Annotated in this window: 19 protein-coding genes; 13 read left to right on the top strand and 6 right to left on the bottom strand. The window is 68.0% G+C overall.

Annotated features, from left to right (window positions below):
- Nucleotides 1-50: 50 nt before the first annotated feature.
- The 5 genes from glcE to O9335_RS02945 are packed head-to-tail and all read right to left on the bottom strand — an operon-like array spanning nucleotide 51 to nucleotide 6,113.
- Nucleotides 51-1,136 carry a glycolate oxidase subunit GlcE gene (gene glcE / locus O9335_RS02965; protein WP_298383311.1) on the bottom strand — a complete coding sequence of 362 codons (1,086 nt, stop codon included), beginning with the start codon at nucleotides 1,134-1,136 and terminating at the stop codon, nucleotides 51-53.
- Nucleotides 1,136-2,641 carry an FAD-linked oxidase C-terminal domain-containing protein gene (locus O9335_RS02960; protein WP_298383308.1) on the bottom strand — a complete coding sequence of 502 codons (1,506 nt, stop codon included), beginning with the start codon at nucleotides 2,639-2,641 and terminating at the stop codon, nucleotides 1,136-1,138. The genes glcE and O9335_RS02960 overlap by 1 nt, the downstream gene beginning before the upstream one ends.
- Complete coding sequence (locus O9335_RS02955; RefSeq protein ID WP_298383306.1) at nucleotides 2,638-3,360, bottom strand: PhaM family polyhydroxyalkanoate granule multifunctional regulatory protein; 723 nt, start codon at nucleotides 3,358-3,360, stop codon at nucleotides 2,638-2,640. Before O9335_RS02955 ends, O9335_RS02960 begins: the two co-directional genes overlap by 4 nt.
- A gap of 42 nt (nucleotides 3,361-3,402) precedes the next feature.
- Nucleotides 3,403-4,314 (bottom strand): hypothetical protein, encoded by a 912-nt coding sequence (locus O9335_RS02950; RefSeq protein ID WP_298383304.1) that lies wholly within the window; start codon nucleotides 4,312-4,314, stop codon nucleotides 3,403-3,405.
- Entirely contained in the window at nucleotides 4,314-6,113 is a 1,800-nt protein-coding gene (locus tag O9335_RS02945; protein WP_298383301.1) for an OPT/YSL family transporter, read from the bottom strand. The genes O9335_RS02950 and O9335_RS02945 overlap by 1 nt, the downstream gene beginning before the upstream one ends.
- A 141-nt stretch (nucleotides 6,114-6,254) precedes the next feature.
- Here O9335_RS02945 and O9335_RS02940 point away from each other — a divergent pair, with 141 nt between their 5' ends.
- The 3 genes from O9335_RS02940 (at nucleotide 6,255) to O9335_RS02930 (ending at nucleotide 8,778) form a co-directional block, all read left to right on the top strand.
- Complete coding sequence (locus tag O9335_RS02940) at nucleotides 6,255-7,880, top strand: peptide chain release factor 3 (protein WP_298383298.1); 1,626 nt, start codon at nucleotides 6,255-6,257, stop codon at nucleotides 7,878-7,880.
- The gene (locus O9335_RS02935) at nucleotides 7,880-8,344 is read left to right on the top strand and encodes a GrpB family protein (RefSeq protein ID WP_298383295.1); all 465 of its coding nucleotides are present in this window, start codon (nucleotides 7,880-7,882) and stop codon (nucleotides 8,342-8,344) included. Before O9335_RS02940 ends, O9335_RS02935 begins: the two co-directional genes overlap by 1 nt.
- A 119-nt stretch (nucleotides 8,345-8,463) precedes the next feature.
- A complete protein-coding gene (locus O9335_RS02930; RefSeq protein ID WP_298383292.1) occupies nucleotides 8,464-8,778 on the top strand; it encodes a PspC domain-containing protein in 315 nt (104 codons plus the stop codon).
- Between the two features lie 29 nt (nucleotides 8,779-8,807).
- On the opposite strand, the gene O9335_RS02925 is transcribed toward O9335_RS02930, so the two are convergent.
- Nucleotides 8,808-9,182, bottom strand: a complete 375-nt coding sequence (locus O9335_RS02925) for a Fur family transcriptional regulator (RefSeq protein ID WP_298383290.1) — start codon at nucleotides 9,180-9,182, stop codon at nucleotides 8,808-8,810.
- Between the two features lie 101 nt (nucleotides 9,183-9,283).
- Here O9335_RS02925 and O9335_RS02920 point away from each other — a divergent pair, with 101 nt between their 5' ends.
- From O9335_RS02920 to O9335_RS02875, 10 genes are all read left to right on the top strand, one after another.
- Nucleotides 9,284-10,528: a GTP-binding protein gene (locus tag O9335_RS02920; protein WP_298383287.1), complete on the top strand. Its 1,245-nt coding sequence runs from the start codon at nucleotides 9,284-9,286 to the stop codon at nucleotides 10,526-10,528.
- 38 nt (nucleotides 10,529-10,566) lie between these two features.
- On the top strand, nucleotides 10,567-11,733 hold the full coding sequence (locus O9335_RS02915) for a hypothetical protein (protein WP_298383284.1): 1,167 nt from the start codon (nucleotides 10,567-10,569) through the stop codon (nucleotides 11,731-11,733).
- Nucleotides 11,717-12,598 carry a zinc ABC transporter substrate-binding protein gene (locus O9335_RS02910; protein WP_298383282.1) on the top strand — a complete coding sequence of 294 codons (882 nt, stop codon included), beginning with the start codon at nucleotides 11,717-11,719 and terminating at the stop codon, nucleotides 12,596-12,598. The genes O9335_RS02915 and O9335_RS02910 overlap by 17 nt, the downstream gene beginning before the upstream one ends.
- Complete coding sequence (locus O9335_RS02905; protein ID WP_298383280.1) at nucleotides 12,599-13,330, top strand: hypothetical protein; 732 nt, start codon at nucleotides 12,599-12,601, stop codon at nucleotides 13,328-13,330. It begins immediately after the preceding gene.
- Between the two features lie 100 nt (nucleotides 13,331-13,430).
- Nucleotides 13,431-14,174: an ABC transporter ATP-binding protein gene (locus O9335_RS02900; protein WP_298383278.1), complete on the top strand. Its 744-nt coding sequence runs from the start codon at nucleotides 13,431-13,433 to the stop codon at nucleotides 14,172-14,174.
- A 38-nt stretch (nucleotides 14,175-14,212) separates the two neighbouring features.
- On the top strand, nucleotides 14,213-15,040 hold the full coding sequence (locus tag O9335_RS02895) for a metal ABC transporter permease (protein ID WP_298383354.1): 828 nt from the start codon (nucleotides 14,213-14,215) through the stop codon (nucleotides 15,038-15,040).
- Nucleotides 15,037-15,930 carry a zinc ABC transporter substrate-binding protein gene (locus O9335_RS02890; protein ID WP_298383276.1) on the top strand — a complete coding sequence of 298 codons (894 nt, stop codon included), beginning with the start codon at nucleotides 15,037-15,039 and terminating at the stop codon, nucleotides 15,928-15,930. Before O9335_RS02895 ends, O9335_RS02890 begins: the two co-directional genes overlap by 4 nt.
- On the top strand, nucleotides 15,927-16,934 hold the full coding sequence (locus O9335_RS02885) for a GTP-binding protein (protein WP_298383274.1): 1,008 nt from the start codon (nucleotides 15,927-15,929) through the stop codon (nucleotides 16,932-16,934). Before O9335_RS02890 ends, O9335_RS02885 begins: the two co-directional genes overlap by 4 nt.
- Nucleotides 16,931-17,398 (top strand): phosphoribosyl-AMP cyclohydrolase, encoded by a 468-nt coding sequence (gene hisI / locus O9335_RS02880; RefSeq protein WP_298383272.1) that lies wholly within the window; start codon nucleotides 16,931-16,933, stop codon nucleotides 17,396-17,398. The genes O9335_RS02885 and hisI overlap by 4 nt, the downstream gene beginning before the upstream one ends.
- Complete coding sequence (locus O9335_RS02875) at nucleotides 17,367-18,029, top strand: DUF1826 domain-containing protein (RefSeq protein WP_298383269.1); 663 nt, start codon at nucleotides 17,367-17,369, stop codon at nucleotides 18,027-18,029. The genes hisI and O9335_RS02875 overlap by 32 nt, the downstream gene beginning before the upstream one ends.
- Nucleotides 18,030-18,033: the final 4 nt, after the last annotated feature.

Here is an 18,033-nt window from a genome sequence, read left to right as displayed (position 1 = left end):
GAGTGCGGCGATCGGCCTGCTGGCCGCCCCGCCTGAACGCCAGCGGGACCTCACGCCCAACCGCTGCGACCCGGGTTGATCACCCCCGCCGGGTCGAACTGCGCCTTCAGCCGCGCCAGCACCGGGGCCAGCACGGCCGAGGGCGGCTCGAAGACCGGGCCAGCCTTGTCCATCGCTGCGTACAGCGTGGCCTGACCGCCGGCACGGCGGGCCAGGTCGCGGATGCGGCCGCCTTCCAGCGGGGTGACGAGCCAGCGCAGGGCGCCGCCCCACTCGATGAGCTGCTCGCCGGGCACCTTGAGCATGGGCGCGGTGGGCGGCACCGACAGGCGCCAGATGGCCACGCCGCTGCCCGCCTGGATGGCGCGCACGGCGCCGGCGAAGAACTCGTCGGTTTGGTGGCGCAGGCCGGCCCAAAAGGCATCGGCCGCGTCGGCGGGCAGAAGCTCGCCGCCCAGGCGCTGGCGGGCGCTGGCCACGGCGGCTTCGTTGCCAGCCAAGCGCAGCAGCAGGCCGCCATCCCACCAGGCGCTGGCGCTCAAGGGAAAACCTTGGGCGGCGGCGCGGTTCATGGCGTGCAGGGCGTCGTCGGCCGCGGCGTGGAAGTGCAGCGTGGCCCGGGCCTGCGGCAATGGCGCCACTTGGAGGGTGGCCTCGGCGATCAGGCCCAGCGTGCCCATCGCGCCCACCATCAGGCGGCTCACGTCAAAGCCGGCCACGTTCTTCATCAACGTGCCGCCGAACTTCAGCACTTGGCCTTGGCCGTCGATGAGCGTGAGGCCCAACAGGTGGTCGCGCACCGCGCCTCTGTAAGGGCGCGCGGGGCCGCTCAGGCCGGTGGCGATGAGGCCGCCCACGGTGCCCTCGTTGCCAAAACGCGGCGGCTCGCAGGCCAGGTGCTGGCCGTGCTGGGCGAGCAGGTGCTCCAGATCGCGCAGCGGCGTGGCGGCACCGACGGTGACGTGAAGCTCCGAAGGCTCGAAGGCCCGCACGCCCACCAGTTCGGGCTCTTGCCCCAGGGGCCAAAGTGCGCCTTGCGGCACGCCGCCATAGAAGCGCTTGCTGCCGTGGCCGAGCAACTCCAGCGGCTGGCGGCGGGCGCTGGCTTCGCGCAGGCGCTCGGCGATGGTGCGCATCAAAAGCGCTCCAGCTCGGGGTGCGGCAGCACGCCGCCGCGCACCCACAACTGGCCTCCTTCCGCGCAGCGGTTCAGCAGCGGGATGGCCTTACCCGGGTTCAGGTGACCGCTCGGGTCCCAGGCGGCCTTGACGCCGTGGAAGGCCTTCAGCTCTTCGGCGCTGAACTGCACGCACATGGAGCCGAGCTTTTCCACGCCCACGCCGTGTTCGCCGGTGATGGTGCCGCCCATGGCCACGGCCGTGGCCAAGATGGCGGCGCCGAAGCCCTCGGCCCGGCGGACCTGATCGGGGTCATGGCCATCGAACAAGATCAGCGGGTGCAGGTTGCCGTCGCCGGCGTGGAAGACGTTGGCGCAGCGCAGGCCCCAGTCGCCTTGCATGGCCTCGATGCGCTGCAGCATCTCGGCCAGGCGGCGGCGGGGGATGGAGGCGTCCATGCACAGGTAGTCGGGGCTCAGGCGCCCGCTGGCGGGGAAGGCGTTCTTGCGGCCGCTCCAGAAGCGCAGGCGCTCGGCCTCGTCGCGGCTGACCTCGATGCGGGTGGCACCGCAGCGCTCGAGCACGGCGCGCATCTGCGCCAGCTCGGCCTCCACGCTGGCGGGCTCGCCATCGCTTTCGCACAGCAGGAGGGCGGCGGCATTCAGGTCGTAACCAGCGTGCACGAAGGCCTCGACGGCCGCGGTCATGGGCTTGTCCATCATCTCCAGGCCGGCGGGCGTCAGGCCGGCGGCGATGAGCGCGGCCACGGCCTCGCCGGCCTTCGTCACCTCGTCGAAGCTGGCCAGCAGGCAGCGCGCCAGCGCGGGCTTCGGGGTCAGGCGCACCAGCACCTCGGTCACCACCATCAGCAGGCCCTCGCTGCCGATGGCCAGGGCCAGCAGGTCGGGGCCGGCGGTGTCGATGGCGCCGGCCATGCTGCCCAGCTCGAGGGGTTCGCCCGCGGCGGTGTAGCCTTTCAAGCCGATGACGTTGTGCAGCGTGAGCCCGTACTTCAGGCAGTGCACGCCACCGGCGTTCTCGCTGACGTTGCCACCGATGGTGCAGGCGATTTGGCTGCTGGGGTCGGGCGCGTAGTACAGGCCGTGCACGGCGGCCGCCTCGCTGATGGCGAGGTTGCGCACGCCGCACTGCACGCGTGCGGTGCGGGCCAGCGGGTCGATGGCCAGCACGCGGTTGAACTTGCTCAGGCCCAGGCTCAGGCCCGTGGCGTGCGGCATGGCGCCGCCCGACAGGCCGGTGCCGGCGCCTCGCGGCACGATGGGCACGCCCAGGGCGTGCGCGGCCTTCAGCACCGCCACGAGTTCGTCTTCACTCGCGGGCAGGGCCACCGCCAGTGGGCGCGCGCGCATGGCGGTGAATCCGTCACACTCAAAAGGGGCGAGCTGCGCGTCGCGCCAGAGCAGGCTTTCGGCCGGCAGCACGGGTTTGAGCGCCGCCAGCAGGGCGCGCTGGCGCTCGGCGCGTTCGGTGCTCCGCCCGTCGATCGCGGCCGCCAGGCTCATCCGCGCCGCGTGCTGCTGGTGCTGCGTTTGCGCGGGGCCGCCGGGTCCGCGGGCGTGCGGGGGGTGAGGCTCTTGGCCACGGCCTGCGGCACGCTGGCCGCCTTGCGCAGGGTGTCGCCCGCGGCATCGATGCTTTGCTTGACGAGGCTTTGCGCCAAGCCCTTGGCGGCGTCGGTGGCGCTGTCTTTCATGGCGTTGGCGGCCACTTGGCTGAACTGCTGCGTGAGTGCCCCCCACCATTGCATCGGGTCCACGCCCAATGCGGCCTTCTCTTGAGGGTCCACCTTGTCGGCGGCCGCAGCCGCCACCTTGCTGGCGCCCTTGAGGGCAGCCCCTGCAGCCTTTTTGGCCACTTTTTTGCCGGCCTTCACCGCGCCTGGTGGCACGCCAGGTACGCCGGGGACGCCGCTGAGGTCGGGCACCTTCAGCGCCTCCTTGAGTTCGGCCAGCGGCACGTTCATGGTCTTGAGGGTGGACAGCGTCATGCGCTGCACCTCCAGGGCCTGGATGGTGGCGGCCAGCATGCGGGCGTTTTGTTCCAACCAGAACTGCACGGTGCGCAGCTCTTCGATGCGCTTGCCCAATTCCTCGGGGTTGAGCGTGGGCGCCACCCACTGACCGATGGCACCGACTCCGGGCAGGTTTTGACCGGCGTTCTTCATCAGGCCTTGCAGGAACTCGAAACCGGGCACCAATTTGCTGAACGAAGCGTCGCTCATGGGGTCTCCTGGGCGGGTGGTCAAGGCCCCATCCTACGGGGCTCAGGCGTGTTGCGGGAGCTGAGCAGCGGCACGCCTGGGCATCCAGCGTTGAAGCACGTCGTAGTCGCTCAAAGGCAGCCCCGGCGGGCGCGGGTAGGCGTCCAGCCGCCAGACGCGGGCATCGCGCACCGCGGCCAGGGATTCGCCGAAGTGCTGGTGGAACAGCTGGCGGTAGCTGCCATCGGCCAGCGCCGTTCGCAGGCCACGCAGCAGCCGGGCGGCCAGCTCGGGGCGGCGGTGGCTGACGAAATAACAGTCGTCCAGCGGGTAGAACAGCAGCACCCCGGGCACCAGCGAAAACTCCTGATCCGGCCCGGTGAAGCGGGGCACCTCGGAGGGGGCCTCGTTCAGCCCACGGCTCAAAAAGTCAATGCGTCCGTTGCGCAGCCCCTCGTAAAGCAGGGCGGTGGTGCGCTCGGTGGCCACCCGAAAGCCCAGCTGGCGCATCACCGGCAAGTCGCCCCATTCGGTGCCGTAGCCCAAGCGGTAGCGCCTCTGCAGCGCGGCCAGATCGGGCAAGCGTGCGAATTCATCCACCCGGTCGCTGCGCACCACCAGTTGGCGTACCCCGAGCAAACCGCGCCGGATGGGGAAGTCCACGCGCCGCACGTGAAACTTGGCGTACAGGCCGGGGTCGACGGCGGGCAGCGGGGCCAGATCGGCGTGGCCGTCGTGGAGTTCGCGCACTTGGCGGGGCCACGTCTGGGTGGAGAGGATCTCCAGCGGCGTCGTGATGCCGACTTTTTGCAGGGCCAAGGCGGCCAGGTCGCCTTGGAAGTAGGGGTACTCGCCCACGCGAAACGGCGGGCCCGGCATGCGCAGCGCCGCTTCTGGACGCGCTGCTTGGGCAGAACCCGACGCCCACGCCAGACCCCACGGGGCGGTGGCGATGAAGCGTCGGCGTTCCAGCATCAGAGCAGGGCCAACAGGCCCACCACGCCCAGGCCCAGGGCCGCCAAAGCATCGCCGGCGATCAAGCCACCGCCCAGCAGCGACGTGGCGCTCATGTCGCTGGGCAGCGTGTCGTCGCGCTGGCGTCGTTGGGCGAAGGTGTTGACCACGGAGGAAACGATACCGCCGATGCCAAACCACAGGGAAGTGGGCAGATTCACGAAACCGCCAAAACTGAAGGCGTAGGGGCTGGGCAGCACCAGGGCATCGACGCAAAAGTCGGTGGCGAAACCCGCCCGGCCCGAGGCCACCCAGCGCTGGTAGGCGGCCGCACGCTTGAGCAGCTTGCGCGCCAACTCCATCGCGAAACCCACCACCAAGCCCAACACGATGGCTTGGGTTTGGTGCGGGTTGGGCTCGGCCAGCCCCCGCAGCACGCCCACGAACTTGTAGGTCATGGCCGACGACCACTGCGCGGGCTGCTGGTCGGCGCTCATCAGGGTCTGGTCCAGCTTGAGCACCGGGTAGGCCGACATGAACAGCTCGGCGATGCCCACCGCCAGCAGGGCCCCGAGGAAGATGCCCCCCACCTGGAAGCGGAACTGCAGCGTGCGATTGCTGCCCAGGCGCCAGCCGGTGCTGCGGTCTTGTTGCATGTCGCACCCGATGCTGGTGGCCACCAGCAGCACGGTGGCCGCCATCAGGCCGACCATGGGGTCGGTCAGGCCGGCCAGCGCGAAAACGATGACGCTGACCACGAAGGCCGAGCTGATGGGGTTGCTGTCGCTGATGCCCACCGAAATGCCATTGCCCATCACCAGCACGGCGGTCATGGCCAAGCCCATCACCATGAAGAGCAGGGGCACGTCGAAGAACTGCGTGCCGCAGACCACCACGGCCACGGCGCTGGCGGCCACGAAGGCCAGCAAGCGCGGCACGCTGTGGCGCGGGCCACGGGTTTCGTCCGTCGGCGGCAGCGGGTTGGGGTCGATGCCGCGCAGGCGCTGCACGGCTTGCCAGAGGATGAGCGCGATGTCGATGAAGGTGGCGCCCAGGATCAGGCCCAGCGCAATCAGGAAGGCGATCTTGCGAAACGGCTCGCCTTCTTGCAGCCAGCCGATGTCGACGAAGGTGGGCGTCAGCGCCCAAAACAGCAGGCCCGAGGTGATGGCCGGGATGGTGATGCGTGCGCCCACGATGAGCCCGGCGCCGAAGGTGGCCACGCTCATCTCGATGGCGCCCAGCACCGCAACCTTGACCGAGGCCACGCCCAGCCCCAGGCCGGCAGCCATGCCACCGAACAGCCGGCCCACCGAGCGCCTGAGCAGCACCGGGTCGGTCAGTGCTCGGATGATGTTGGCCACGGCCAGACCTGAGGGGTAGGTGAGCTTCATGCGCTCCACCAGCACCGGCGTGTACAGCATGCCGATGCCGCAGCCCAGCAGGCCGATGGCCAGCATGTAGGTCACCAACTGCCAGTGCGGCACCGGCGGCAAACCCAGCCACACGCGGGCCTGCAGCAGCGAGCTCATGGCCATCATGCCGGCCACGCTGGCGGCCATGGTCTGCATGTAGTTGGCGCCGTGGCGCCCGGCCGCACCGTAGCCCAGGGTGACGATGGAGCCCAGGATGCCCGCCATCACCTGGGCATTCACATAGAAGCCCACGGCAAAGTTCATGTAACTGGCGGCCAGGCCACCCAACGGCCCCAGCACGAGCATGCCCACCGCCACCAGCAGGCCGTAATAGCCGGGGGAGCCGATGGGGGGCAGCCAAGCCCAGCGGCGGTCGTCGGTGGGGTCGAGGGCGGGGGTAGACATGCGGGGCAGGGCGGCCGAGACCGCAGCTTGGACAACCCGCAACATTAAGGCCAAGTTTGCTCGCCGGGGCCGCCCCGGCTTGGCGCATGGCCGGGGAAAACCCGAGGTTCGATAATCGCGGGTTACGCCCGAAAGCCTGCCATGTCCTCCGACCTCTCTCGCATCGACAGCGAAGTGCGCCGCCGTCGCACCTTCGCCATCATCAGCCACCCCGACGCGGGCAAGACCACGCTGACGGAAAAGCTGCTGCTGTTCTCGGGCGCGATCCAAATCGCCGGCTCGGTCAAGGCCCGCAAGGCCGCGCGCCACGCCACCTCCGACTGGATGGAGATCGAGAAGCAGCGCGGCATTTCGGTGGCCTCGTCGGTGATGCAGATGGAGTACCGCGACTGCGTCATCAACCTGCTGGACACCCCGGGCCACCAGGACTTCAGCGAAGACACCTACCGCGTGCTGACGGCCGTGGACGCGGCACTGATGGTCATCGACGCCGCCAACGGCGTCGAGCCGCAAACCCGCCGCCTGCTGCAGGTTTGCCGCGCTCGCAACACGCCCATCCTCACCTTCGTCAACAAGATGGACCGCGAGGTGAAAGACCCGCTGGCCCTGATGGACGAGCTGGAGCAAGAACTCGGCATGGCCATTTGCCCCTTCACCTGGCCGGTGGGCATGGGCAAGCAGTTCGGCGGCGTGATGGACCTGCGCGCCCGCACCATGCGCGTGTTCGCCCCGGGCGAGGACCGCGCCGGCGGCGACGAAGAGCTGATCACCGACCTGGACAACCCCGCGCACGAAAGCCGCTTCGGCATGGCTTGGGGCCAGGCGCAGGGCGAGCTGGAGCTGGTGCGCGAAGCGGCCACGCCCTTCGACCATGCTGAGTTCCTCGCCGGCCACCAAACGCCGATGTTCTTCGGCTCGGCCATCAACAACTTCGGCGTGCGCGAGGTGCTGGACGCCCTGGTGGAATTGGCCCCGCCCCCGGGCCCGCGCGCCGCGCTGCAGCGCGTGGTGGAGCCCACTGAAAAGAAGTTCAGCGGCGTGGTGTTCAAGATCCAGGCCAACATGGACCCGGCGCACCGCGACCGCATCGCTTTCGTGCGCGTGGCCAGCGGCCACTTCGAGCGCGGCATGCGCCTGAAGGTGACGCGCACGGGCAAGGACTTCCGCCCCAACACCGTGGTGTCCTTCCTGTCGCAGCGCCGCGAGCTGCTGGAAGAGGCCTTCGGCGGCGACATCATCGGCATCCCCAACCACGGTGTGCTGCACCTGGGCGACACACTGACCGAAGGCGAGCCGCTGCAGTTCACCGGCCTGCCCTTCTTCGCGCCGGAAATGTTCCGCAACGTGGAAGTGGCCGACCCGCTCAAGACCAAGCAGCTGCGCGCCGGCCTGCAACAGCTGGGCGAAGAAGGCGCCATCCAGGTCTTCCGCCCCATGGCGGGCAGCGTGCTGATGCTGGGCGCCGTGGGCCAGCTGCAGTTCGAGGTGGTGGCCCACCGCCTGGAGCACGAGTACGGCGTCAAGGCCCGCATCCAGCCCTGCCGCTTCCAGGTGGCGCGCTGGGTCACGGCCGACGACGAGAACGAGTTGAAGAAGTTCATCGCCGCCAACGACCACCGCATGGCCCTGGACGCCGTGGACGCGCCGACCATCTTGGTGGAGTACGCGCCCGAGTTGCGCGCCATCCAAGAGAACTGGCCCAAGATCCACTTCCACGCGCTGCGCGAGCACGCGGGGCTGGTGTTCCAGAAGCGCCTGGACGGCTGATGCCCGCCTTGTACGAAGCGGCCGATTACCAACCGCTTCTGCTCCAGAAGTTCGAGCAGGTTCGCGAAAGCCTGCTCGCTCATTGGCCGATGGCCCGGATCGAGCACATCGGTGCATCCAGCCTGCCTGGCGCCCTGTCCAAAGGCGACTTGGATGTGCTGATGCTCGTCGCGCTGAAGGACCTCGAAACGGTGCGCCTTGTCTTGGTCGACGACGGCTACACAGAAAAGACCGGCACCCTGCGCACCCCCATGCTGTGCATGCTGGAGGCCCATGACCATGCCGTGCAACTGGTCGCTGCAGGGTCGAGCCACGAACACGTCTTTTTGACCTTCCGTGATCGGCTGCGCGGCGATGCCACGCGGGTCGCTCAATACAACGCCCTCAAGCGTCAGCACGCAGGGGCCAGCGACGACGACTACCGAGCGGCCAAGGCAGGTTTCATCGAGCAGGTCTTGCGCTGACCATCGTGTGCTGATGCACCCTGTGCTGCAGAGCAGGTGCTGCGTCGCAAGGGGCAGGCGCCCAGAGGGGATGGAGCGCACCATTCGCTCACCTCAACAGGCACTCCAAGGAGCCCACCATGTTCGCCGACGACCTCGACCGCCTCTCCGCCCTGCACAGCAATGGCAAGCTGAGCGACGAGGAATTCAGCCGCGCCAAGGCCCGCGTGCTGGACGGGCAAGACCCCGGTCCCGCAGCCCATGCAGCCGCCGCCATGAACGGCCTGCGCCGCAGCCGCAGCAACCGCTGGATCGGCGGCGTGTGCGGCGGCCTGGCCCGGGTCACTGGCCTGGAGGCCTGGGGCTGGCGCCTGCTGTTCGTGCTGGGCCTGTTCCTCAGTGGCTGCAGCTTGTTGGTCTACGCGCTGCTGTGGATCTTCGTGCCCAACGAGTGAGGGCGTGACGTCCGTCGTCAGGGTGCCATTCAGGCGCCCTGACAGTCCGCGCAGCGGCCGTAAAGGGTGAGCTCGTGGTCTTCCACGCTGAAACCCGCCGGGGCCAGCTTGGACAGGTTGCCCGGGCAGGCGTGCACGTCGAACACGCGCTGGCACTGACGGCACTGAAAGTGATGGTGGTGCGAATGCCCTTTGCGCTCGTACCGCGGGTTCTCACCGGGCAGCTGGACGACCTTGAGCTCGTCCGCCTCCACCAAGCTCTTGAGGTTTCGGTAGACCGTTGCCAACCCGAGGGCCGGCACCTCCTGCTGCGCCAGTTCCAGGACTTCCTGAGCGAGCAACGGTCGGGCAGCGGCATCGACGGCCGATCGGATGGCGGTTCGTTGGCGGGTCGATCGTTCCATGGGGCGCATTGTGCGCAGTTGGTCCGGCATGGTCTTTGTTGAGAAAAGAATCTCAATTACACTTTAATGCGAATGCATTGTCATTTGCATCAAAAGCCACCATGCCCACGCGTCCGCTCCTTCCCGTCACCGTGCTGTCCGGCTTCCTGGGCGCCGGCAAGACCACGCTCCTGAACCACGTTCTGGCCAATCGCCAGGGTCTGCGCGTGGCCGTGATCGTCAATGACATGAGCGAGGTGAACATCGACGCCTCGTTGGTGGCCCAAAGCGCCGACAAAGCCGGCGCCGCCTTGTCGCGCACCGAAGAGCGCATGGTCGAAATGAGCAACGGCTGCATTTGCTGCACCTTGCGTGAAGACCTGCTGCTGGAAGTGCGCAAGCTCGCAGCCGAAGGTCGCTTCGACTACTTGCTGATCGAAAGCACCGGCATCGGCGAGCCCATGCCCGTGGCCGCCACCTTCGACTTCACCGACGAGCACGGTGACTCGCTCAACGATGTGGCGCAGATCGACACCCTGGTGACGGTGGTCGACGGTCACAACCTGCTGGCCGACTTCAAAAGCCAAGACCTGCTGGCCCAACGCGGCCAAGTGGCGGCCGACGAAGACACGCGCTCTTTGGCCACCCTGCTGACCGAGCAGATCGAGTTCGCCAATGTCATCGTGCTCAACAAGCTGGATCTCATCACGCCGGCGCAGCGCGAGGAGGTGCTGGGCCTGATCAAGGCCCTGAACCCCGGCGCCGAGGTCGTGGAAACCACCCACGGCCAAGTGCCCCTGGATCGCATCCTGGGCACGGGCTTGTTCAATCTGGACGAAGCCAGCGAGCAGGCCGGTTGGGCGCGCGCCCTGGAGGGCGATCGCCTGCCGGAGACCGAGGCCTACGGCATCGAAAGCTTTGTGCTCAGCAGCCGGGAACCGCTGCACCCCCAGCGCTTTGCCGACTTCATGCAGCAGTTGCTGCCCGGCCTGCTGCGCGCCAAAGGCTACGTGTGGCTGGCAAGCCGCCCCGATTGGGTGGTGGCCTACAGCCGCGCCGGCAACGTGGCCACGCACGAGGCCATGGGACGGTGGTGGGCCGCAGCGCCGAAGGAGCGCTGGCCCGCGAAGGGCACGCCAGAGCGCGCCGGCATCGAGCGCAACTGGCGCGAGCCCCACGGCGACCGCCTGAACGAAATCGTCTTCATCGGAAGGCCTTCGCAAGGCTTTGACCGAAGCTTGATTGAGCAGGCCTTCAAGGCCATGCACTTGAACTTCACCGAATCCCGCAAGGGACGCGCCCACTGGGCCACCCTGCCCGACCCCTTCCCCCACTGGGAAGTCACCCCCGCGTCGGCCGAGGCTTGAAAACGCCTGCCGTCTCACCTTCACCTTGAACTGACTCCATGAAACGCACCCTGATCGCCCTGGCGCTGAGCGCCACGCTCCCCTTGGTCTACGCCCAAAGCACCCCCAGCAAGTCGACGAGCAAGGGCTGGGAGTTCGGCGCGGTGCTCGACCTCACCCACACCACCCGCCCCTTGGCGCTGGGCATGCGCGACCAAGGCCTGCAACTCGGCCACAGCGACCTGACCGCTTCAGGCCCGGTGGGCAACTGGCTGCGCGGGCACGTGGGCGCGGTCTTCGAAACCCACGACGGCAAACTCGAAAAAGCCATCGAAGAGGCCTACCTGGAAACCACGGCGCTGCCATATGGCCTGCAGGCCCGCGTGGGTCGCTTCGCCTCGCAAATCGGTCACCTGAACCAGCAGCACATGCATGCCGACGACTTCACCGAGCGTCCGCTGCTGTACCGCGCCTTCTTCGGCGGCCACTGGAACGACGATGGCGTGCGCGTCAATCTGACCCTGCCAACCTCTTTCTACTGGATGGTGGGCGGCGAAGCGTTCAAGGGCAAGAAGCTCGTGGCTGAGACCTGGGACAGCGTGAAGAACCCTGGCGTGGCCACCTTGGTCACCAAGATCGGTGGTGATCTGAATCGCGCCAACAGCTGGCAGCTGGGTCTGTCGTACATCAAGAGCCGCCGTGTGGCCGCCCTGGAAGAAGAGCATGAGCACGACGAAGACCATGACGAAGACCACGACGACCATGGTCATGAGGCGCATGAACATGGTCATGGCGCCATGTTCAGCGGCCGCAACACCTGGATGGTGGACGGCACCTGGAAGTGGTCGCCCAGCGGCAACAACCGCGAACAGCAGGTCCGCGTGGGCTTCGAAGCCGCTCGCATCACCAAGCTGAATCCCTACGCCGGCTCGGGCGACAAGCACCAAGCCCAGGCCTTGTCGGTGGTCTACCGCTTCAACCCCAGCTGGGAGGTGGGTGCCCGCGCCGATTGGCTGCGCGTGAGCCAGCCACACGACGAACACTTCCACACCGGCCGCCTGCGCGAGCAATCGCTGATGCTGGCCTGGAAGCCCACCCACATGCAAAGCCTGCGCTTGCAAGTGGCCAAGCAAAGCGGCGCCCAGGAGATCGAAGGCGCCTCCAAGCGGACGGTGCAATTGCAGTACGTGATCGCGCTGGGAGCGCACGGTGCGCACAGCTTCTAAGTGGCTGTTGGCCCTGGGCTTGGCGCTGTGCGGCCCGGCCCAGGCCTTCACCGTGTTCGCCTGCGAACCCGAGTGGGCCGCGCTGACCCGGGTGCTCTTGCCCAGCGCCAAAGTGCACGTGGCCACCCATGCGGGCCAAGACCCACACCACATCGAGGCGCGCCCCAGCCTGATCGCCCAGTTGCGCAACAGCGACCTGGCGGTGTGCACCGGTGCCAGCCTGGAAGCAGGCTGGCTGCCGATGCTGCAGCAGCGCGCCGGTGGCGGCCGCCGCTTGTTTGAAGCCGCCGACCACGTGGAGCTGATCGACCCCAACCCCGGCGCCATCGGCAGCCCGTGGGCGGGCGATGTGCACGCCGAAGGCAACCCCCACCTGCACACGAACCCGCACAAGCTGCTGGAGGTGGCCCAGGCCTTGGCCGAGGAGCTGCAAACCTTGCGGCCCAGCGAGAAGGCCGCCATCGCCCAGCGCTTGGCCGCGTTCGAAGCCGTGTGGAAGGCCCGCATCACCGAGTGGGAGCGCCGCGCCGCGCCGCTCAAAGGCCAACGCGTGGCCGCCCAGCACAGCAGCTTTGGCTACGTGTGGCGCTGGCTGGGCATGGTGCAGCTGGCCGACCTGGAGCCCAAGCCCGGCATGGCTCCCACGCCGGGCCACTTGAAGCGCTTGCTGGAAGGCCTGAAGGCCCAGCCGCCGGCCGGCATCGTGCTCACCAGCTACCAAGACCCGCGGCCTGCCCGTTGGCTGGAAAGCCAGCTGAAAGTGCCCCTGCTGGTGCTGCCAGCCACCGTGCCCGAAGACGCTGGGCAAGACGGCTTGCTGCGCTGGATGGACGCCGTGGTTGATGGCCTCTTGAAGCTGCGCTGAATGGCCGACCTTTGGTTCCTGGCTCCGGCCTTGGCCCTGGCCCTGGGCTTGCTGGCCCTGGCCCCGCTGGGCGCACAAGTGCTGTGCCGCGGCGTGGTGTTCATCGACCTCGCCGTGGCCCAGGCCGCTGCGGCCGCCGCGCTGGGCATCGCCGCCGTGGTGGACCACCCGGCGTGGTGGCTTGCCCAAGCTGCCAGCGCCGCCGGGGCCTTGGCCTCCGCGGCCGTGGTGGCCGGTTTGGCGCGGCGCTGGCCCCAGCAGCGCGAGGCCTTGATCGGCCTGGTGTACGTGGCCTGCGCCTGCGCCGCGCTGCTTGCGGCCCGCGTGGACCCGCACGGCCGTGAACGCATGGCCGAGTTGCTGGCCGCCGACGTGCTGTGGGCCGGCTGGCCCCAAGTGGCGCTGCTGGGCGCCTGCGCCGTGGGCGTGCTGGGCTTGAGCCGCTGGCTGGCGCGGGACGCCTGGTTCTACCCCGTGTTCGCCATCGTCGCCAGCGTCACGGTGCCGGTGCTGGGCCTGTTCTTGGTGTTCGCAACCCTGATTGCGCCGGCGCTTTGGCGCCAAGCCGGCGTGCGCTGGCCCCTGGTGCTGTGCGGCGGCCTGTTGGCCATGGTCCTGGGCCTGACGGCCTCGTGGCTGTGGGACGCCCCCAGCGGCGCCTGCGTGGCCTTGGGTCTGGCCTTGTTTGGGGCATTGAGCGCCGTGGCCGCTCCACGCCACCAGCCCATATGAACGACTGGCTGCTGCGCAGCGCCACCGTGCGCGTGCTGGCCGTGCTGCTGCCCCTGGCGCTGCTGTGGCTGGGCGTGGCCTGGGCGCTGGGGTGGTGGCGATGAGTGCCGCCGTGCACCTGCACAACCTCACCGTGTCCTACCAAGGGCACCCCGCCGTGCACCACCTCAGCGGTGCCTTCGAGGCCGGCTCCCTGACGGCCATCGTGGGGCCCAACGGCGCCGGCAAATCCACCTTGCTGGCCGCAATGGGCGGGCAGCTGCCCGCCAACGAGGGCCGGGTAGAGATCGACCCTGCCACCCGCCAGCGCATGGCCTGGCTGCCGCAGCAGCACCAGATCGACCGCAGCTTCCCACTCAGCACCTTTGAACTCGTGGCCACCGGCCTGTGGTGGCGCATCGGCGCTTGGGGCGCGCTCAAACCCACCCAGCGCGACGAGGTGCACGCCGCCATGCAAGCCGTGGGCTTGTCCGGGTTCGAGCGCCGGGCACTGAACGAACTCTCGGCCGGGCAGTTCCAGCGCCTGCTGTTCGCCCGCGTGCTGCTGCAGGACGCCCCGCTGATCCTGCTTGACGAACCCTTCAACGCCATCGACACCCGCACCACCGCCGACCTGCTGGCCCTGGTGGCGCGCTGGCAGGGCGAGCGGCGCACCGTGCTGGCCGTGCTGCACGACCTCGCCCAGGTGCGCGCGCACTTCCCGCAAACGCTGCTGCTGGCGCGGCGCGCCATCGCCTGGGGGCCCACGGCCGAGGTGCTTCAGCCCGCGCACCTGCTGAGCGCGCGCCGCATGGCCGAATCCTGGGACACCGACGCGCCCTTCTGCGAGGGCGAGGCCGCGTGACAGAGACCCTGATCTCACCCCTGGTCGAGCACGACTTCATGCGCCGTGCGCTGGTGGCCTGCTGCGCGCTGGCGCTGGGCAGTGCGCCCATCGGCTTGCTGCTGGTGTGGCGCCGCATGAGCCTGATGGGCGACGCCATGGCCCACGCGCTGCTGCCCGGTGCGGCGGTGGGCTTTTTTCTGGCCGGCTTCTCGCTCACGGCCATGTCCATCGGCGGTTTCTTAGGGGGCTTGGCGGTGGCCCTGAGCGCTGGTTTCGTGTCGCGCCACACCCCGCAGCGCGAGGACGCCAGCTTCGCCGCCTTCTACCTGGTGGCCCTGGCCCTGGGCGTGCTGCTGGTGTCGCGCCAAGGCTCGCCGGTGGACCTGATGCACCTGCTGTTCGGCGCGGTGCTGGCGGTGGACGACGCCGCCTTGCTGCTCATGGCCGGCACCGCCAGCCTCACCCTGCTGTGCCTGGCCACTGTGCTGCGCCCGCTGGCCCTCGAGTGCCTGGACCCCGGCTTCCTGCGCAACGTGGGCGGCCCCGGCGGCTGGATGCACGGCCTGCTGCTCGTGCTCACCGTGGGCAACCTGGTGGCCGGCTTCCAGGCCCTGGGCACCTTGATGGCCGTGGGTTTGATGATGCTGCCCGCCACCAGCGCGCGCTTTTGGGCGCGCAGCTTGGGCGGGCAAGCGCTGGTGGCCGTGAGCCTGGCGCTGCTGGCCAGCCTCAGCGGCCTGCTGCTCTCGTTCTACGCCGACTGGCCCTCCGGCCCCGCCATCGTGCTCGTGGCCGGTGGGCTGTACGCGCTGTCGCTGCTCGTGGGCCCGCAGGGCGGCCTGTGGCGGCGCTTTTTCCCTTCTGCCAAGCACCGCACCGCATGAAACGCCGCGACCTCCTTGCCCCCGCCCTGCTCACCGGCTTGGACCTGCCCGCGCACGCCACCGAACCCCTGCGCGTGGTCGCCAGTTTCTCCATCCTGGCCGACTGGCTGCGCGTCATCGGCGGTGACGCCGTGCGGGTGGAGGCCTTGGTGGGGCCTGATGCCGACGCCCACGTCTTTACCCCCCGCCCCAGCGACGCCCGCAAGCTGGCGCAAGCCGACCTGGTGGCTGTCATCGGTCTTGGGTTTGAAGGCTGGATGGCGCGCTTGATCAAGGCCAGCGGCAGCCGGGCGTCGGTGGTGATAGCCAGCGCGGGCATCGAACCTTTGAAGGGCGGGCACGGCCATGCCCATGACGTGGACCCGCACTTCTGGCACGACCCTGTGCGCACCCGCCAAGCGCTGCACACGCTGCGCGATGCGCTGGCCCGCGTGCGCCCGGCCGAGGCCGAGGGCTTCGCCCGCCGCTGCGCCACCTACGAAGCCGAGCTGATGGCATTGCATGCGCAAGTGCAAAGCTGGCTGGGCCCCGTGCCAACCGCCCAGCGCCGCGTGTTCACACACCATGACGCATTTGCCTACTTTGGGCGAGCTTACGGTGTGAAGTTCCTGGCCATCAAAGGCATGAATACCGAAGCTGAGGCCACGGCCGGCAGCGTGGCGCGCTTGATCCAACAGCTGCAGCGTGAGCGCGTGCGCGCGGTCTTCATCGAAAACATCAGCGACCCACGCTTGGTACAGCGCATCGCAGCCGAGGCCGGCGCCACTGTGGGCGGGCGGCTGTACTCCGACGCCCTGTCGGCAACCGGCGGCGTGGCCGACAGCTACCTGAAGCTGCTCAGCCACAACGCCCGCGCCATCGCCACCGCCTTGCAAGGACAACCATCATGAGCCTCATCCCCGTCACCATCCTCACCGGCTTTCTGGGCAGCGGCAAAACCACCCTGCTCAACCGCCTGTTGCACGAGCAACACGGCCAGCGCATCGCTGTGATCGAGAACGAGTTCGGCGAAGCTGGCATCGACAACGAGCTCTTGATTCAAGACCGGGACGAGCAAATCGTCGAGATGAACAACGGCTGCATCTGCTGCACCGTGCGCGGCGACCTGGTGCGCATCCTGGGCGAACTGGCCGCCAAGCGGCAGCAGGGCCAGTTGCACTTCGACCGCGTGATCATCGAAACCACCGGGCTCGCCGACCCTGCCCCAGTCGCCCAAACCTTTTTCGTCGACGAGGAGATCGGCCAGAACTACCTGTTGGATGCCATCGTCACCATGGTCGATGCCGTCCACGCCATGCAGCAACTGGACGAGCACCACGAAGCGCAAGAACAAGTGGCTTTTGCCGATCGCGTGCTCATCAGCAAAGCCGACTTGGTCACTCAAGTGGAACTCCAGGCCCTGCGCCAGCGATTGATTCAGATGAACCCGCGCGCGCAGTTCGGCGTGGCGGAACGCGGCATCTCGCCCATGCAAGTGCTGGACATCAAGGGTTTCAACCTGAACGCCATCCTCGACATCGAGCCGGACTTCCTGACCGACGTTCAGCACGACCATGACGATGATGTGAGCAGCTTCGTGTTCCGCGAATCTCGCCCGATGGACATGGAGCGTCTGGACGACTTGCTGGGCGGCATGATCCAGGTCTACGGTCCCAACCTGATGCGCTACAAGGGCGTGATTCACGGCGCTGGACTCGACCGGCGGGTCGTCCTGCAAGGGGTCCACATGCTCATGGGGTCGGAGTTGGGAACCGCTTGGAAACCCAACGAAGCCCGAGAAACCAAAATCGTATTCATCGGGCGCGACATGCCCAAAGAGGTTCTGTTGTTGGGCCTGTCCCAGTGCGTGGCCGTCGGCAGTGAAGCAACCCTTTTGCAGGTGGGTGCTGCATGAACGAGACCCTCCTTTTCCACCCTCGCGTCAGCGTTGAACAGGTGGAGGAGCAAGACCAGTTGTCGCCTAAATTCGATGCGCACGGGCTGATCACCTGCGTCACCACCGCCGCCCAGAGCGGTGAGCTCCTGATGGTGGGCTACATGAACCAGGAAGCACTGCGCCTGAGCATTGAAACGGGCGAGGCGCACTACTGGAGCCGAAGCCGCCAAGCGCTTTGGCACAAAGGCGCTACCAGCGGATTGGTGCAGCACATCGTCGAAATGCGCATCGACGATGACCAAGACGCAGTGTGGCTACGGGTTCAAGTCGCTGGCAGTGGCGCCAGTTGCCACGTGGGCTACCGCAGTTGCTTCTACCGGGCCGTAACGGCAGGCACGGGCCATCTGGTCTTTCGCGAAGACGGGAAGACCTTCGACCCGAGAGCCGTGTATGGCGACGCACCCAACCCCACCCAGCTCTGACGTGGTCGAGACGGAGCTTGCTTTTTCGTCCACGCATGTGAGTCAGAGCGCCACGGACTTGCTGGCCATCCTGCGCAGCGAAGTGCTCATGGCCTGTTGGCAACGGCGCCTTGCCAAGCCGCTGACAGACTGGCTAGACGCCCTGCCCGACGAGCAGCTGCCGCAGCTTCGCGCTCAGGGTTGCACCGATGAACTGTCCGATGCCATCGATACCGCGCTGGCTTCGCTGCGCATGGCGCATCCCGAAGCGATGGAGTTGTTCCGTCAAGACCTGCGACGACTGCTGGCGGTGTTCGTCTCCCTGTCCCAGAACACCCGCTTGCGCCTGCGCATCGAGCGAATCGACAACGACGCCTGCCGCAAGTGGCACCAGGACTGGACCGCGCTTCGTCTGCTCTGCACGTACCGAGGCTCCGGCACGCAATGGGTCGTCCCGCAAGACAGCGAAGAAGCCCTTCGTACCCCCGACCAAGACCACCCCAGGCAGCGGCAGCTTCAACGCGGCGATGTGGCGCTGCTCAAAGGCCGAGGCCAAGACCCTCATTCGCCGCTGCCCTCGGTGGTGCACCGATCCCCTCGACACTTCCAAACGCAAGCCTCACGGCTGCTGTTGGTCATGGAGCCGGCCTGAATCC

The organism is Inhella sp., assembly GCF_027532025.1.
Taxonomy (GTDB): Bacteria; Pseudomonadota; Gammaproteobacteria; order Burkholderiales; family Burkholderiaceae_C; genus Inhella.
The sequence above is the reverse complement of the archived record's forward strand: the minus strand, read 5'-3'. Positions and strand labels throughout refer to the sequence as shown.

Excerpts from the sequence above, each read along its gene's own strand:
- glcE (WP_298383311.1), bottom strand. The coding sequence starts at position 1,136 with ATGCGCACCATCGCCGAGCGCCTGCGCGAAGCCAGCGCCCGCCGCCAG.
- O9335_RS02960 (WP_298383308.1), bottom strand. The coding sequence starts at position 2,641 with ATGAGCCTGGCGGCCGCGATCGACGGGCGGAGCACCGAACGCGCCGAG.
- O9335_RS02955 (WP_298383306.1), bottom strand. The coding sequence starts at position 3,360 with ATGAGCGACGCTTCGTTCAGCAAATTGGTGCCCGGTTTCGAGTTCCTG.
- O9335_RS02950 (WP_298383304.1), bottom strand. The coding sequence starts at position 4,314 with ATGCTGGAACGCCGACGCTTCATCGCCACCGCCCCGTGGGGTCTGGCG.
- O9335_RS02945 (WP_298383301.1), bottom strand. The coding sequence starts at position 6,113 with ATGTCTACCCCCGCCCTCGACCCCACCGACGACCGCCGCTGGGCTTGG.
- O9335_RS02940 (WP_298383298.1), top strand. The coding sequence starts at position 6,255 with ATGTCCTCCGACCTCTCTCGCATCGACAGCGAAGTGCGCCGCCGTCGC.
- O9335_RS02935 (WP_298383295.1), top strand. The coding sequence starts at position 7,880 with ATGCCCGCCTTGTACGAAGCGGCCGATTACCAACCGCTTCTGCTCCAG.
- O9335_RS02930 (WP_298383292.1), top strand. The coding sequence starts at position 8,464 with ATGTTCGCCGACGACCTCGACCGCCTCTCCGCCCTGCACAGCAATGGC.
- O9335_RS02925 (WP_298383290.1), bottom strand. The coding sequence starts at position 9,182 with ATGGAACGATCGACCCGCCAACGAACCGCCATCCGATCGGCCGTCGAT.
- O9335_RS02920 (WP_298383287.1), top strand. The coding sequence starts at position 9,284 with ATGCCCACGCGTCCGCTCCTTCCCGTCACCGTGCTGTCCGGCTTCCTG.
- O9335_RS02915 (WP_298383284.1), top strand. The coding sequence starts at position 10,567 with ATGAAACGCACCCTGATCGCCCTGGCGCTGAGCGCCACGCTCCCCTTG.
- O9335_RS02905 (WP_298383280.1), top strand. The coding sequence starts at position 12,599 with ATGGCCGACCTTTGGTTCCTGGCTCCGGCCTTGGCCCTGGCCCTGGGC.
- O9335_RS02900 (WP_298383278.1), top strand. The coding sequence starts at position 13,431 with ATGAGTGCCGCCGTGCACCTGCACAACCTCACCGTGTCCTACCAAGGG.
- O9335_RS02895 (WP_298383354.1), top strand. The coding sequence starts at position 14,213 with ATGCGCCGTGCGCTGGTGGCCTGCTGCGCGCTGGCGCTGGGCAGTGCG.
- O9335_RS02890 (WP_298383276.1), top strand. The coding sequence starts at position 15,037 with ATGAAACGCCGCGACCTCCTTGCCCCCGCCCTGCTCACCGGCTTGGAC.
- O9335_RS02885 (WP_298383274.1), top strand. The coding sequence starts at position 15,927 with ATGAGCCTCATCCCCGTCACCATCCTCACCGGCTTTCTGGGCAGCGGC.
- hisI (WP_298383272.1), top strand. The coding sequence starts at position 16,931 with ATGAACGAGACCCTCCTTTTCCACCCTCGCGTCAGCGTTGAACAGGTG.
- O9335_RS02875 (WP_298383269.1), top strand. The coding sequence starts at position 17,367 with ATGGCGACGCACCCAACCCCACCCAGCTCTGACGTGGTCGAGACGGAG.